Annotated in this window: 13 protein-coding genes; 11 read left to right on the forward strand and 2 right to left on the reverse strand. The window is 53.6% G+C overall.

Going from position 1 to position 14,445, the window contains the following annotated elements; genetic code table 11:
• The first annotated feature begins 182 nt into the window (after nucleotides 1–182).
• The 7 genes from priA (at nucleotide 183) to rraA (ending at nucleotide 8,284) form a co-directional block, all read left to right on the forward strand.
• Nucleotides 183–2,381 (forward strand): primosomal protein N', encoded by a 2,199-nt coding sequence (gene priA, locus AACH44_RS19610; RefSeq protein WP_261849512.1) that lies wholly within the window; start codon nucleotides 183–185, stop codon nucleotides 2,379–2,381.
• 268 nt (nucleotides 2,382–2,649) lie between these two features.
• Nucleotides 2,650–3,693: a DNA-binding transcriptional regulator CytR gene (gene cytR / locus AACH44_RS19615; protein WP_261849513.1), complete on the forward strand. Its 1,044-nt coding sequence runs from the start codon at nucleotides 2,650–2,652 to the stop codon at nucleotides 3,691–3,693.
• Nucleotides 3,694–3,781: 88 nt separating this feature from the next.
• Nucleotides 3,782–4,660, forward strand: coding sequence for a cell division protein FtsN (ftsN, locus tag AACH44_RS19620; protein WP_261849514.1), 879 nt, complete (start codon nucleotides 3,782–3,784; stop codon nucleotides 4,658–4,660).
• A gap of 83 nt (nucleotides 4,661–4,743) precedes the next feature.
• A complete protein-coding gene (hslV, locus tag AACH44_RS19625; protein ID WP_005973334.1) occupies nucleotides 4,744–5,274 on the forward strand; it encodes an ATP-dependent protease subunit HslV in 531 nt (176 codons plus the stop codon).
• A gap of 9 nt (nucleotides 5,275–5,283) precedes the next feature.
• Nucleotides 5,284–6,615, forward strand: a complete 1,332-nt coding sequence (gene hslU, locus AACH44_RS19630; RefSeq protein WP_261849515.1) for an HslU--HslV peptidase ATPase subunit — start codon at nucleotides 5,284–5,286, stop codon at nucleotides 6,613–6,615.
• A 145-nt stretch (nucleotides 6,616–6,760) separates the two neighbouring features.
• On the forward strand, nucleotides 6,761–7,678 hold the full coding sequence (locus AACH44_RS19635) for a 1,4-dihydroxy-2-naphthoate polyprenyltransferase (protein ID WP_261849516.1): 918 nt from the start codon (nucleotides 6,761–6,763) through the stop codon (nucleotides 7,676–7,678).
• A 120-nt stretch (nucleotides 7,679–7,798) separates the two neighbouring features.
• Nucleotides 7,799–8,284, forward strand: coding sequence for a ribonuclease E activity regulator RraA (gene rraA / locus AACH44_RS19640; protein WP_005973328.1), 486 nt, complete (start codon nucleotides 7,799–7,801; stop codon nucleotides 8,282–8,284).
• Nucleotides 8,285–8,531: 247 nt separating this feature from the next.
• Here rraA and zapB read toward each other — a convergent pair whose 3' ends face one another.
• Nucleotides 8,532–8,771, reverse strand: coding sequence for a septal ring assembly protein ZapB (zapB, locus tag AACH44_RS19645; RefSeq protein ID WP_010281529.1), 240 nt, complete (start codon nucleotides 8,769–8,771; stop codon nucleotides 8,532–8,534).
• Between the two features lie 549 nt (nucleotides 8,772–9,320).
• On the opposite strand from zapB, the gene AACH44_RS19650 reads away from it, so the two are divergent.
• The 4 genes from AACH44_RS19650 (at nucleotide 9,321) to fpr (ending at nucleotide 13,852) form a co-directional block, all read left to right on the forward strand.
• Nucleotides 9,321–10,160 carry an MIP/aquaporin family protein gene (locus AACH44_RS19650; RefSeq protein WP_261849517.1) on the forward strand — a complete coding sequence of 280 codons (840 nt, stop codon included), beginning with the start codon at nucleotides 9,321–9,323 and terminating at the stop codon, nucleotides 10,158–10,160.
• Nucleotides 10,161–10,214: 54 nt separating this feature from the next.
• Nucleotides 10,215–11,726: a glycerol kinase GlpK gene (gene glpK, locus AACH44_RS19655; RefSeq protein ID WP_261849518.1), complete on the forward strand. Its 1,512-nt coding sequence runs from the start codon at nucleotides 10,215–10,217 to the stop codon at nucleotides 11,724–11,726.
• A gap of 258 nt (nucleotides 11,727–11,984) precedes the next feature.
• Nucleotides 11,985–12,995 (forward strand): class II fructose-bisphosphatase, encoded by a 1,011-nt coding sequence (glpX, locus tag AACH44_RS19660; protein WP_261849519.1) that lies wholly within the window; start codon nucleotides 11,985–11,987, stop codon nucleotides 12,993–12,995.
• Between the two features lie 110 nt (nucleotides 12,996–13,105).
• Complete coding sequence (fpr, locus tag AACH44_RS19665; protein ID WP_261849520.1) at nucleotides 13,106–13,852, forward strand: ferredoxin--NADP(+) reductase; 747 nt, start codon at nucleotides 13,106–13,108, stop codon at nucleotides 13,850–13,852.
• An 18-nt stretch (nucleotides 13,853–13,870) separates the two neighbouring features.
• On the opposite strand, the gene AACH44_RS19670 is transcribed toward fpr, so the two are convergent.
• Complete coding sequence (locus AACH44_RS19670; protein WP_261849521.1) at nucleotides 13,871–14,293, reverse strand: DUF805 domain-containing protein; 423 nt, start codon at nucleotides 14,291–14,293, stop codon at nucleotides 13,871–13,873.
• Nucleotides 14,294–14,445: the final 152 nt, after the last annotated feature.

The raw sequence follows: 14,445 nt of genomic DNA on the forward strand, positions 1-14,445 counted from the left end.
CAGCATAGTGGCGGCGGATCATACAGAATCTGCTACCCCGATGCAATCGTATCCACACATTATCCCTCTCAGCATGTACACTAGCGCCTCGCGTTATTTTCTACCCGCGTCGCGCGTGATATAGACCACTCGGTTATGTCATTGATCGCCACGCAGATCACATCGACTACCACGGAGAAGTTATGTCTGTCGCTCAGGTCGCTTTGCCCGTGCCACTGGCACGTACATTCGATTATTTGCTACCCGCAGGAGGAATCGCTCCGCAGGTTGGCACTCGCGTCAGTGTCTCCTTTGGTAACCGTAAAGCCATCGGCATTATTACCGCGCTGAGCGACACCAGCGAACTTCCGCTTGAGCAATTAAAACCCGTGCATGACGTGCTGGACGAGCAGCCACTGTTCCCGCCCAGCCTGTGGCGTATTTTGCTGTGGGCAGTCGAGTACTATCACTACCCGATTGGCGAAGTGCTGTTCCACGCGCTGCCGATACTACTGCGTCAGGGGAAACCCGCCCACCGCGCGCCGCTCTGGCAGTGGTTTGCTACCGAACAAGGCCGGGCAACGCCACTCAGCACGCTCAAACGCGCCGCGAAACAGCAGCAGGCGCTGGCGGCCTTGCTTCAGTCACCGCTTTATCGCCATCAGGTAAGCGAAATCGGGCTGACGGAGACGGCATTGCAGGCGCTGCGTAGCAAAGGGCTGTGCGAATTACAGGCCGCCGAGCAAACGCCTCATGACTGGCGTCAAAGCTTTAGCATGGCAACCGACCGCCTGCGCCTGAATACTGAACAGGCCACTGCTGTCGGCGCGATCCGCAGCGAAGATAACCACTTTGCCGCCTGGCTGCTCGCAGGCATCACCGGCTCGGGCAAAACCGAAGTCTATCTCAGCGTGCTGGAAAACGTGCTGGCACAGGGCAAACAGGCGCTGGTATTAGTACCGGAAATTGGCCTGACGCCGCAAACCATCGCCCGCTTCCGTGAACGGTTTAACGCCCCAGTGGATGTGCTGCACTCGGCACTCAACGACAGCGAACGCCTCGCCGTTTGGCTACGCGCCCGTAGCGGTGAAGCCGCGATCGTTATCGGGACACGGTCAGCGTTATTTACCCCGTTTGCCCGCTTGGGGCTGATTGTGATCGATGAAGAGCACGACAGTTCTTACAAACAGCAGGAAGGCTGGCGCTATCACGCCCGTGATTTGGCGGTCTTTCGTGCCAGAGAAGAAGACATTCCGATCGTCATGGGAACGGCAACACCCGCGCTGGAAACGCTGTATAACGTCCAGATCGGCAAGTATCGACGCTTGAATCTGACCAAAAGAGCGGGCAATGCCGCGTTGGCCAAACAGCACGTGATCGATCTGAAAGGGTTGCCGCTGACAACCGGGTTATCTCAACCGCTAATTACCCGCATCCGACACCATCTGACGAACGATAATCAGGTCATTCTTTTCCTCAATCGTCGCGGCTTCGCCCCCGTGGTGATGTGCCACGAATGCGGCTGGATTGCCGAATGTCAGCGCTGCGATCACTACTATACCTACCACCAGCATCAGAAAATGTTGCGCTGCCATCACTGCGACAGCCAGCGCCCGGTTCCGCAACAATGCCCCGGCTGCGGCTCGACCAATATGGTGCCCGTCGGTCTGGGCACCGAGCAGTTAGAGCAGAGTCTTGCTCCGATCTTTCCAGATGTCCCAATCACCCGCATCGACCGTGATACCACCAGCCGTAAAGGCGCGCTTGAGCAGCAGCTCTCACAGGTCAGACAGGGAGGCGCACGCCTTCTTATCGGTACACAGATGTTAGCAAAAGGCCACCATTTCCCTGACGTAACACTCGTCGCCTTGCTGGACGTGGACGGTTCTCTGTTCTCCGCCGACTTCCGTGCGGCCGAACGTTTTGCCCAGCTTTATACTCAGGTAGCTGGACGTGCGGGGCGTGCGGGTAAAGCGGGCGAAGTCGCACTGCAAACGCATCACCCAGAACACCCGCTATTACAAACGCTGCTGCACCAAGGCTACGATGCCTTTGCCAGCCAGGCACTCACCGAACGAAAGAGTGTTTTTCTGCCGCCGTATACCAGCCATATCCTCTTCCGCGCTGACGATCACGATAATCAGCAGGCTGCCTTATTTCTCCAGCAGTTGCGTAATTTACTGGAGGCGAGCCCGCTACGGGATGAGTCACTTTGGCTACTGGGCCCAGTGCCCGCTTTACAGCCCAAACGCGCAGGACGTTTCCGCTGGCAGCTCCTGCTACAGCACCCTTCCAGAGCGTTGTTACAAAAACTGGTCAGAACATCGTTGGCGCTAATCGGCACGCTGCCGCAGGCTCGCAAAGTGAAATGGGTGCTGGATGTCGACCCCACGGACGGTTAGCGTTTCCCGTTAAGCAATGTCAGGTTTTTGCCACACATTTTTGCGATCGGCATCGAGAACACGATATTCATCACATTTTCTGTGCAAATTAAGCAACAAAACCTGCGTTCAATCTGTTATCACTGTCTGCGCAGGCAGTATCCTGAGGCGCGGCACCTTTCCCTTAGTCTGCGTGCCGAACAGCATTATCGTAATCATAGAGCGTCAGCAGACAGGGGCATTCTGCTGACAGTCAGCGCCAGTTAACGCTGACGCAAGGAGAAAAGCGTTGAAGCAGAAGAAAGGCGTCACCACGGCGACGATGAAAGACGTGGCGGATGAAGCGGGCGTTTCCACCGCGACGGTATCCCGAACGTTAATGAACCCGGAAAAAGTCTCTGCGACCACCCGCAGGAAGGTCGAGCAGGCTGTCATCGCCGTTGGCTATTCGCCTCACGCACTCAACAGAAACCTCAAGCGTAACGAATCGCGCACGATCCTGACGATCGTGCCAGATATCTGCGATCCCTATTTCTCCGAAATATTTCGCGGGATCGAGGAAACGGCGGCCGAACACGGCTATCTGGTGTTGATTGGCGATTGCGCTCACCAGCATCAAAAAGAAAAAACCTTCGTCGATCTGATTATCACCAAACAGATCGACGGTATGGTACTGCTCGGTTCCAATCTACCGTTTGACGCAGGCCAGGAGGAACAACGTAATCTGCCGCCAATGGTGATGGCGAACGAGTTCTCACCGGATCTGGCGCTGCCAACCGTGCATATCGATAATCTGACCGCCGCCTTTGAAGCCGTACATTATCTGCATCAGGCGGGTCACCAGCGCATCGCCTGCATTGCCGGCCCAGAGCACATGCATCTGAGTCAATACCGCTTGCAGGGATACATTCAGGCCCTGCGTCGCAATGGCATTCTTATCGATAACCAGTATATCTTTCGGGGCGATTTCACTTATGAAACGGGAATCAACGGCCTGATTGCGCTGATGCAGCACCCGCAGCCGCCCAGTGCCATCTTCTGCCATAGCGATCTCATGGCGCTGGGCGTTCTGACCCAAGCCAGAAAGATGGGGTTGGATATCCCGCGCGATCTCTCCATCATCGGTTTCGACGATATCGAACAGGCGCAATACTGCTGGCCTCCACTAACTTCAGTCGCCCAGCCCCGTTATCAGATCGGACGCGAGGCAATGCTGCTACTCTTAGAGCAGTTGCAAGGTAATACGGTACAAAGCGGTTCCCGTCTGCTGTCCAGTGAACTGGTTATACGCGACAGCGTCGCCGCCCCGAATTACGTCCGTAACAGGCTTTAAGACTTCAGGTGCTGGTCAAATATTTGAGGGTTCAGTAACATGACCCCCTAATTATATTATCTATCTATCAATTCACAGCGAAACGACAGTGGCACAAAGAGACTACGTGAGCCGGGGACGTTCATCAGGAACGCGCCGGAAAACGACAAATAGCCGAAAAAAAGGCAAGGCTTCAGGTGCATCCAAAACGATGGTCGCGCTTGCTGTTGCCGTTTTGGTCACCTTCGCGGGCGGCCTGTACTTCATCGCCCATAATAAACCCGAAGAGTCCCCCGTCCTGCCGCATCAGAACGTGGGCAAAGGCAACGGGCTGCCACCCAAGCCAGAAGAACGTTGGCGCTACATCAAAGAGCTGGAAAATCGTCAGTTGGGTGTGACTACGCCAACAGAACCTTCCGCAGGTGGCGAGATTCAGTCACCCGTGCAGTTGACGAATGAACAGCGCCAGTTGCTGGAACAAATGCAGTCTGATATGCGGCGTCAACCCACACAGCTTTCCGAAGTGCCGTATAACGACCAGACGCAGATTCCACGCTCGCAGGTGACCATTAAGCCACCGACGCAATCGATGCCGCCGCCGCCGCCCGTCGTGACGACACAGCCTGCAACGCGTGCACCAACGGTCACGCAAACGACGCCTGTGGTACCAAGACAAGACATTCCAAGACAAGAGGCGCCAAGGCAGGAAGCACCGAAGCAACAGCCGGTCAAACAGCCTGAAGCACCAAAAGCCGAAAAAACGCAACGCTGGGCGATTCAATGCGGCTCCTTCAAAACCATAGACCCTGCGGAATCAGTGAGAGCACAGCTGGCGTTTGCCGGTATCGAAAGCCGCATCACCTCTAACGGCGGCTGGAATCGCATTATGCTAGGGCCTTACAACAATCGGGCTGCCGCAGACAGCATGCTCCAACGTCTTAAAGGCGCAGGCGCATCAAACTGCATTCCTCTTGCCAGCGGGGGTTGAAAACCCTCACGCGTTCCCCCATCTATAACATCAATGTGCCCCGCATCATGCGGGGATCTTTTTCTTCAAACGGGGACTGACTCGTGACAACAATTGTAAGCGTACGCCGCAATGGCCAAGTGGTCATTGGCGGTGATGGACAGGCGACTCTCGGCAATACCGTGATGAAAGGCAACGTGCGTAAAGTACGTCGTCTCTACCATGACCGCGTCATCGCGGGTTTTGCAGGTGGCACCGCAGATGCCTTCACCCTCTTTGAGCTTTTTGAGCGTAAGCTGGAGTTACATCAGGGTCATCTGGTGAAAGCTGCCGTCGAGCTGGCGAAAGACTGGCGTACCGACCGCATGTTACGCAAGCTGGAAGCCCTGTTAGCCGTCGCAGACGAAAATGCCTCATTGATCATTACCGGTAATGGCGATGTCGTACAGCCTGAAAACGATCTGATCGCCATTGGTTCCGGTGGTCCTTACGCGCAAGCCGCTGCGCGCGCTTTACTGGAAAATACCGAACTGGGTGCCCGCGATATCGTCGAAAAATCTCTGGGGATTGCTGGCGACATCTGTATCTACACCAACCAGTTCCACACGATAGAAGAATTAGCCTCCAAGGCGTAAGGATCAACTATGTCTGAAATGACCCCGCGCGAGATAGTCAGCGAACTCGACAGCTATATTATCGGCCAAAATAAAGCCAAACGTGCCGTTTCCATCGCACTGCGTAACCGCTGGCGCCGTATGCAGCTGGACGAAGCACTTCGTCATGAAGTGACACCTAAAAATATTCTGATGATTGGCCCAACTGGCGTAGGTAAAACCGAAATCGCTCGCCGTCTGGCGAAGCTGGCCAATGCGCCGTTCATCAAAGTGGAAGCGACCAAATTTACCGAAGTCGGCTATGTCGGCAAAGAAGTGGATTCTATCATCCGCGATCTGACCGATTCTGCGATCAAAATGGTTCGCCTCCAGTCCATCGAAAAAAACCGCTTTCGTGCAGAAGAGATGGCGGAAGACCGCATTCTGGACGTGCTGATTCCTCCCGCGAAAAACAACTGGGGACAGTCAGAAAGCACGCCGGAGCCTTCCGCCGCACGTCAGGCATTCCGCAAGAAACTGCGTGAAGGTCAGTTGGACGACAAAGAGATCGAGATCGATCTGGCTGCCGCCCCCGTTGGCGTAGAGATCATGGCACCGCCGGGCATGGAAGAGATGACCAATCAGCTACAGTCCATGTTCCAGAATCTGGCAGGGCAGAAGCAGAAAGCCCGTAAGGTCAAAATCAAAGATGCCTTCAAGCTGCTGATAGAAGAAGAAGCCGCCAAGCTGGTGAACCCGGAAGAGCTGAAACAGCAGGCGATTGAAGCCGTTGAGCAGCACGGTATCGTGTTCATCGACGAGATCGACAAAATCTGTAAGCGTGGCGAAAGCTCCGGCCCAGATGTTTCCCGTGAAGGCGTTCAGCGCGACCTGCTACCGCTGGTGGAAGGCTGCACCGTATCGACCAAGCACGGTATGGTCAAAACTGACCACATCCTGTTTATCGCCTCCGGCGCGTTCCAGGTTGCCAGCCCATCCGATCTGATTCCTGAATTACAGGGACGTTTGCCGATTCGCGTAGAGTTGCAGGCGCTGACGACGGAAGATTTCGAGCGAATACTGACAGAACCGAGTGCCTCACTGACCGAACAGTATAAAGCGCTGATGGCGACAGAAGGCGTGGACATTTCGTTCACCGCCGATGGTATCCGTCGCATTGCCGAAGCGGCCTGGCAGGTAAACGAAAGCACCGAGAATATCGGCGCACGCCGTTTGCATACTGTGATGGAGCGTCTGATCGAAGATGTTTCTTACGACGCCAGTGAAATGCACGGTCAAAGCGTTACTATTGACGCAGATTACGTACGTAATCATCTGGATGAATTAGTAGCAGATGAAGATCTGAGTCGATTTATCTTATAATCCATTTTCGCGGATCGCACGATTAACGATAAAGTGGGAGGCGTTGGCCTCCCACTTTTGTTTCTGACGCCGCCATCACTGACTTTTTTTGTTTATAAACGGATGATTCACGCAATTGAATCGTCAATAAAAATTGAAGCACACCATGACTTTATCGACCCATAGCAGCAAAACCAAAGCCTGGCTGGATAGTCTGCGTCCAAAAACGTTGCCATTAGCTTTTGCGTCCATCGTCACTGGCTCGGCGATTGCGAGCTGGCATAGCAGCTTTAAACCGGGCGTAGCATTACTGGCGTTGTTAACCGCCGGGCTGCTGCAAATTCTTTCCAATCTGGCGAACGACTATGGGGATGCAATAAAAGGCAGCGACACCAAGGAACGCATTGGGCCATTGCGCGGCATCCAGACCGGCGCCATTACGCTAATGCAGTTGCGCAATGCGCTCATCGCCACCGTAGTGCTCACCATCATTTCCGGCGTGAGTCTGGTGATTCTGGCGTGTGAAAAGCCAGCGGATATCTTCGGTTTCCTGATTCTGGGGCTGCTGGCGATTTTCGCCGCCATTACCTATACCGTCGGTAATAAACCCTATGGCTACATCGGACTCGGCGATATCTCGGTGTTGATCTTTTTCGGCTGGCTCAGCGTAGCAGGGTCGTATTATCTGCAAACTGGCCACTTCGACAGCATCGTGATACTGCCTGCAACGGCCTGCGGCCTGCTGGCGACGGCGGTACTGAATATCAACAACCTGCGCGATATCGACAACGATCGCATTAGCGGAAAAAACACGCTGGCGGTGCGTCTTGGTGCGGAAAAAGCGCGTTTCTACCACACAATGCTGCTGCTGCTGGCACCGATTTGCCTTGGTTTGTTCGCAACGTTTTATCTGCACAGCCTGGCGGGCTGGCTGTTTATTCTGGCGCTCCCGCTGCTGATTCAGCAGGCACGCTATGTGCTGCGTGAAACCAGCGCATTCAGTATGCGTCCGATGCTGGAAAAAACGGTGAAAGGCGCGCTGCTGACCAATATCCTCTTCGCCGTGGGTGTGATATTGAGTTAAGCGCGAGCGAAAAACGGTGCGCATTTACTGATGCGCATCAAGTTAACATTTGATGATTTTGCCAACAGCGGCTAGAAAGGGATATACTCGTGATCCCAGCGGCAAACAGACGTTAATCCTATGAAATACGATACTTCCGAACTGTGCGATATCTACCACGAAGAGGTGAATGTTGTTGAGCCTCTGTTCTCTAATTTTGGCGGGCGTACTTCATTTGGTGGCAAAATCACCACGGTGAAATGTTTTGAAGATAACGGCCTGCTGTTCGATCTCCTTGAAGAGAACGGCCTCGGGCGCGTGCTTCTGATCGATGGCGGGGGCTCAGTGCGCCGCGCGTTGATCAATGCGGAAATCGCTCGGTTAGCGACGCAAAACGAGTGGGAAGGGATTGTCGTATATGGCGCAGTGCGCCAGGTTGACGATTTAGCTGAGCTGGATATTGGTATCCAGGCGATGGCAGCCATTCCGGTCGGTGCAGGTAGCGAAGGCATTGGCGAAAGCGATATCCGCGTCAACTTTGGCGGCGTAACCTTCTTCTCCGGCGACCATCTGTATGCCGATAATACCGGCATTATTCTGTCGGAAGACCCCCTGGATATTGAATAATATCGTTGAATTTTCAGGGAATTTATCACGTCGAGCGATGATAATGGGTAGATCGTAAAGACGCTGTGAATACATCCCTGTACGCTTGATCCGCGCAATATGAATCTCATCCTGAGATTCACCCTTACAGGGCACGTTCAAAAGCGTCATTGACGCTTTTTTCCCTGGCGCGGACGCTTTACTCTTCTATCCCATTATCACCGTTCTAATTCAGTGAAATAGACTTCTCTGGCTGTCAAAAGCCCGATTAGACTTCTTCCATTTTGCCTAACAATGCGCGCAGGCGCTCTTGCCATACCACTTGTTCTTCTTTCAACTGCTCGTTCTCGCGCACCAGCGCTTCACGTGAACCCGCTGCCGCCTGAACATCCTGCGACAGCGCGTTGTTCTGCTCTTTCAGCTCTTCAATTTCCATTTGCAACAGCGTGATGGTATCAATCGCCTGCTGAACTTTCGCTTCCAGCTTTTCAAACACTTCAAATGACATTCTTCAAACCCCTTTTAATCGCAACAAGGCAAAGATCGGTTAACGCTGGCTTTCGAACTCTGTAACCAACACTCACGGTGTCGCGTCATCCGCCCACAAAAACAATCCTAACCGCGGGACGGCTGGCAAGACAGACCATAGCGAAATTGTATGTAGCCAATGGCACCCTGTCTAGCGTACATCCCCCACTACACAAGTGTCGCAGCTTTTCTTACGTAACACTATCAGTACAAACTGAAAAATGGGCAGTACACACTGAAAAACAAGCGGCGCAGGCTGAAAATCCTCACTGTTCGCTTCCCCATTACTCCTATTGTGTTAATAAATTTAACCTGAGCGTTACTATCACCGTGGGCGAAAAACTACCGCAAGTCATTTTATAAGCGAATACGCTCATTTTTTTGACACGCCACACACATTTTAATTTCGATATTTCTCGTTTTCGCTCATTAACGATAAATTCACATCATAAACACATTTAAAACAGGGGATGCCACCAGCGGCATCCTTAGACCTATCACTCTGTACGTTACCCAGCAGGAAAAAAATATGAGCCAAGCAGAACGTTCAACGCTAAAAGGCCAGTGCATCGCCGAATTTCTCGGCACTGGCCTGCTGATTTTCTTCGGTGTCGGCTGCGTCGCCGCGTTAAAACTGGCGGGAGCCAGCTTCGGACAGTGGGAGATCAGCATCATTTGGGGCCTGGGGGTGGCGCTGGCCATCTATCTGACCGCCGCGATCTCCGGGGCACATTTAAGCCCGGCGGTCACCGTCGCCTTATGGCTATTCGCCTGTTTCGACCGCAAGAAAGTGCTCCCCTATATCTTTTCCCAGCTTGCTGGCGCCTTCTGCGGTGCGGCATTAGTCTACGGTCTGTATTACAATTTATTCTTCGATTTCGAACAAACACACAATATGGTGCGCGGCAGCACGGAAAGCCTAGAGCTTGCCAGCATTTTCTCAACCTACCCGAATCCACATATTTCAGTAATACAGGCGTTTCTGGTTGAAATCGTGATTACCGCGGTTCTGCTGTGCCTGATTCTGGCGCTGACCGATGATGGCAATGGTATCCCACGCGGGCCGCTTGCCCCGTTGCTGATCGGTATTCTGATTGCCGTCATCGGGGCATCAATGGGACCGCTAACCGGCTTTGCTCTCAACCCAGCGCGTGACTTTGGTCCTAAGCTGTTCGCTTTTCTAGCAGGCTGGGGCAACGTCGCCTTCACTGGCGCACGTGAAATCCCTTACTTCCTGGTTCCTATCTTTGGCCCGATTATCGGTGCCTGTCTGGGTGGCTTTGGCTACCGCGCACTGATTGGCCGTAATCTGCCATGCGATGTGTGCGAACCCGAGGCAGACGCTACCACGCGTCGTGAAAGCCGTTAAACTTAACGCCACGACCATCCTAATTTCACGGTAAATCATTACAGGATTGGATTTATGAACCCGGAAAAAAAATACATTGTTGCTATCGATCAGGGTACAACCAGCTCCCGCGCTGTCGTACTGGATCACGACGCCAATATCATTAGCGTTTCACAGCGTGAATTCACCCAGATCTATCCAAAAGCCGGCTGGGTAGAGCACGACCCAATGGAAATTTGGGCAACACAAAGTTCAACACTGGTCGAAGTGTTGGCTAAGGCCGATATCAGCGCAGATGAAGTCGCAGGTATTGGTATCACCAACCAGCGTGAAACTACCGTCGTATGGGAAAAAGAGAGCGGAAAACCGATTTATAACGCTATCGTCTGGCAGTGTCGCCGTACCGCTGAAATTTGCGAGAAGCTGAAAAAAGACGGTATGGAAGAGTACGTCCGCAATACCACCGGGCTGGTGGTCGATCCCTACTTCTCTGGCACCAAGGTTAAATGGATTCTGGATCACGTTGAAGGCTCCCGTGAGCGCGCCAAACGTGGTGAATTACTGTTTGGTACGATTGATACCTGGCTGATTTGGAAAATGACGCAAGGGCGTGTTCACGTAACAGATTACACCAATGCCTCCCGTACCATGCTGTTTAACATTCATACGCTGGAATGGGATACCCGCATGCTGGAAGCGTTGGATATTCCGCGCGAAATGCTGCCGGATGTGCGCGCTTCTTCAGAAGTCTATGGCCAGACCAATATCGGTGGTAAAGGCGGCACGCGTATTCCTATCGCCGGTATCGCGGGTGACCAACAGGCGGCACTGTACGGCCAGCTCTGCGTAAACTCTGGACAGGCAAAAAATACCTACGGCACAGGTTGTTTCCTGTTGATGAACACAGGTAAAGAAGCGGTGCTGTCCAAACATGGCCTGCTGACCACCATCGCCTGCGGCCCACGTGGTGAAGTAAACTACGCGTTGGAAGGTTCCGTGTTTGTTGGCGGTGCCTCTATCCAATGGCTGCGTGACGAGCTGAAACTGATCGGCGACTCCATGGATTCCGAGTACTTCGCAACGAAAGTGAAGGACACCAACGGCGTCTATGTCGTACCGGCCTTCACCGGTTTGGGTGCCCCTTATTGGGACCCGTATGCCCGTGGCGCGATCTTCGGCCTGACCCGTGGCGTGAATGCTAACCACATCATCCGGGCAACGCTGGAATCCATCGCCTTCCAAACCCGTGACGTGCTGGATGCGATGCAGGCAGATGCAGGTACGCGTCTGAAATCACTGCGTGTTGACGGTGGTGCCGTCGCCAACAACTTCCTGATGCAGTTCCAATCCGATATCCTCGGCACGCTCGTGGAACGCCCGGAAGTGCGTGAATCCACGGCGCTGGGTGCCGCTTTCCTGGCGGGCTTAGCCACAGGCTTCTGGAACGATCTGGATGAAGTGAAGAGCAAAGCGACTATCGAGCGGGAATTCCGCCCCAGCATCGAAACCGTAGAGCGCAACGTTCGCTACAGTGGCTGGCAGAAAGCCGTGGCTCGTGCACGTAGCTGGGAAGATCACGACGCCTAATCCATCCACTAATCCATCAACAACGGGCGCGCCTGCCGCGCCCGTTTTTTCCCTATCGCGCAACCGCCACACTCCCCCGTTGTGATAAAATCCCCGCCCATATCCTCATGTTGATCGTTTGAGAACCGAGATACCGGGGCAACCACGGTGCGAGGCGTCCCTGCGGGAACCTCATCACCGCGTTTCCCCTAAATCCAGGCTTAATTGGCTAACATAAGGCCACTTCTTCTTTTCCCGATCGACAACAGACAGGTATTTATGAAACGTGAATTAGCCATTGAGTTCTCACGCGTTACCGAAGCCGCCGCGCTGGCAGGCTATAAGTGGTTAGGTCGTGGCGACAAAAATGCCGCCGACAATGCCGCCGTACAGGCGATGCGCATCATGCTGAATCAGGTCAATATCAACGGTCAGATTGTCATCGGCGAAGGGGAAATCGACGAAGCACCGATGTTGTTTATCGGTGAACAGGTTGGCACCGGTCAGGGCGATGCCGTTGATATTGCTGTCGATCCGATTGAAGGCACGCGAATGACGGCAATGGGACAGGCGAATGCGTTGGCCGTGTTAGCCGTCGGCGAAAAAGGCGCGTTTCTGCATGCGCCAGACATGTACATGGAAAAGCTGATCGTTGGGCCCGAGGCAAAGGGTGCGATTGACCTTAACCTGCCGCTGGCGGACAACCTGCGCAATATCGCGATCAAGCTGGGTAAACCGCTCAATCAGTTAACCGTAACGACGCTGGCTAAACCACGCCATGATGCCTGCATCGCGGAAATGCAGCAGTTGGGCGTGAAAGTGTTCGCTATTCCAGATGGCGACGTCGCCGCATCCATCCTCACTTGCATGCCGGACAGCGAAGTTGACGTGCTGTACGGCATCGGCGGTGCGCCAGAAGGCGTGATCTCGGCAGCTGTTATCCGCGCACTTGATGGTGACATGCAAGGCCGTTTATTGGCACGTCATGAAGTCAAAGGCGATAGCGCTGAAAACCGCCGCATCGGTGAAGATGAGCTGGCACGCTGTCGGCAAATGGGCATCGAAGCGGGTGGCGTCCTCAAACTCGACGACATGGCACGCAACGACAACGTGATTTTCTCCGCGACAGGCATCACCAAAGGTGATTTGCTGGATGGGATTGCGCGTAAAGGCACTATGGCTACCACGGAAACACTGCTGATCCGCGGCAAATCCCGCACGATCCGCCGGATTAAATCGACGCACTATCTGGATCGTAAAGATCGCAAGCTGCACGAATTCTTACTGTAGCAGGCGACTGACTGATTGTTTCACAGTTGTTAATAAATGGCGTATCGTAGACGCACGACTTACATGCACGAAATAGCGGCGTCTAACGCCAGTAATAGGAGCAGAAAAATATGGCTGAATGGGTAACAGGCAAAGTGATTCAGGTGGAAAACTGGACAGAAAGTCTGTTTAGCATTCGGGTTCATGCACCCGTCGATGCATTCACTGCCGGGCAGTATGGCAAGTTGGCACTGGAGATTGAGGGTGAAAAAGTGCAACGCGCGTATTCCTACGTGAACGCGCCCAGCGATCCTACGCTTGAGTTCTATCTAGTGACCGTGCCGGAAGGCAAGCTCAGCCCGCATCTGCATGCCATGCAGCCCGGTTCAGACGTCATGATCGTCAAAGAGGCCGCTGGCTTTTTCGTGCTGGAAGAGATTCCTGATTGTGAAACACTATGGATGCTGGCGACAGGTACGGGTATCGGCCCCTATTTGTCCATCCTTCAGGAAGGCAAAGGGCTGGAACGCTTTAAGAACATCGTGCTGGTTCACGCCGCACGGTTCTCACGCGATCTGAGCTATCTGCCGCTGATGCAGCAATTACAGCAGCGCTACCACGGTCAACTGCGTATTCAAACGGTGATTAGCCGGGAAGAGGAAGCAGGTTCACTGACAGGACGTATTCCTACGTTGATCAGCAACGGCACGCTGGAAGCCGCCGTGGGCTTGCCGATGGATACCGCGACCAGCCATGTCATGCTATGTGGTAACCCGCAGATGGTGCGTGATACTCAGCTGTTGCTGAAAGAAGAGCGGCAAATGACCAAACACCTGCGCCGCAGGCCCGGCCATATGACCGCCGAGAACTATTGGTAAACGGCAAATTATTCCCAATCAGCGGCGGAAGCGAAATGGCTCCGCCTCTGCGCCAAACCGATTTTCTCCTTTTGTTCCCAGAAAAACACCGCAGTCGAGCAAGATCATCACGACAATCAGGATCGGCAAGAAGCGACCAACGCCCCACTGCCAGATGGCGGAGAACATAGTCCAATTTCCTGAGGCCAATACCCACGCCACCACGAGCAGCAGCGCCCACCAGCCACTTTTGTTACGGTCGTGCAGGCGTTTTACCATCATCGCCGCCGTCGGCCACAATAAGACCACTAAACCAAACGCCGTCAGTTGCGTATCCAGCCAATGTTGACCAGAAAGCGTAAACAATACCGCCATCAGCGCTACCCAAATCCCCATCCAGAGCCAGAAATCACGACGACCAATACGGCCTTTAAACGAGAAGCACCATTGCTGTAATGTCATTAACGATAACGCCCTGAATTGTTAGCCTGTCTGGCCGAATCAATCTGTATTTATTGTGGGTGATTTTACCTCAACCGGGGTGTTTACCTGCAATTTTTACGCGATTTTTGACAACCACGCACGATCTCTCACAACGACGTACTATTTTTGAC

Source organism: Pectobacterium araliae (assembly GCF_037076465.1).
Lineage (GTDB): Bacteria > Pseudomonadota > Gammaproteobacteria > Enterobacterales > Enterobacteriaceae > Pectobacterium > Pectobacterium araliae.

What these genes read in the sequence shown, in the direction of transcription:
- priA (WP_261849512.1), top strand. Translation starts at nt 183, where the DNA reads ATGTCTGTCGCTCAGGTCGCTTTGCCCGTGCCACTGGCACGTACATTC.
- hslU (WP_261849515.1), top strand. Translation starts at nt 5,284, where the DNA reads ATGTCTGAAATGACCCCGCGCGAGATAGTCAGCGAACTCGACAGCTAT.
- AACH44_RS19635 (WP_261849516.1), top strand. Translation starts at nt 6,761, where the DNA reads ATGACTTTATCGACCCATAGCAGCAAAACCAAAGCCTGGCTGGATAGT.
- rraA (WP_005973328.1), top strand. Translation starts at nt 7,799, where the DNA reads ATGAAATACGATACTTCCGAACTGTGCGATATCTACCACGAAGAGGTG.
- zapB (WP_010281529.1), bottom strand. Translation starts at nt 8,771, where the DNA reads ATGTCATTTGAAGTGTTTGAAAAGCTGGAAGCGAAAGTTCAGCAGGCG.
- AACH44_RS19650 (WP_261849517.1), top strand. Translation starts at nt 9,321, where the DNA reads ATGAGCCAAGCAGAACGTTCAACGCTAAAAGGCCAGTGCATCGCCGAA.
- glpK (WP_261849518.1), top strand. Translation starts at nt 10,215, where the DNA reads ATGAACCCGGAAAAAAAATACATTGTTGCTATCGATCAGGGTACAACC.
- glpX (WP_261849519.1), top strand. Translation starts at nt 11,985, where the DNA reads ATGAAACGTGAATTAGCCATTGAGTTCTCACGCGTTACCGAAGCCGCC.
- fpr (WP_261849520.1), top strand. Translation starts at nt 13,106, where the DNA reads ATGGCTGAATGGGTAACAGGCAAAGTGATTCAGGTGGAAAACTGGACA.
- AACH44_RS19670 (WP_261849521.1), bottom strand. Translation starts at nt 14,293, where the DNA reads ATGACATTACAGCAATGGTGCTTCTCGTTTAAAGGCCGTATTGGTCGT.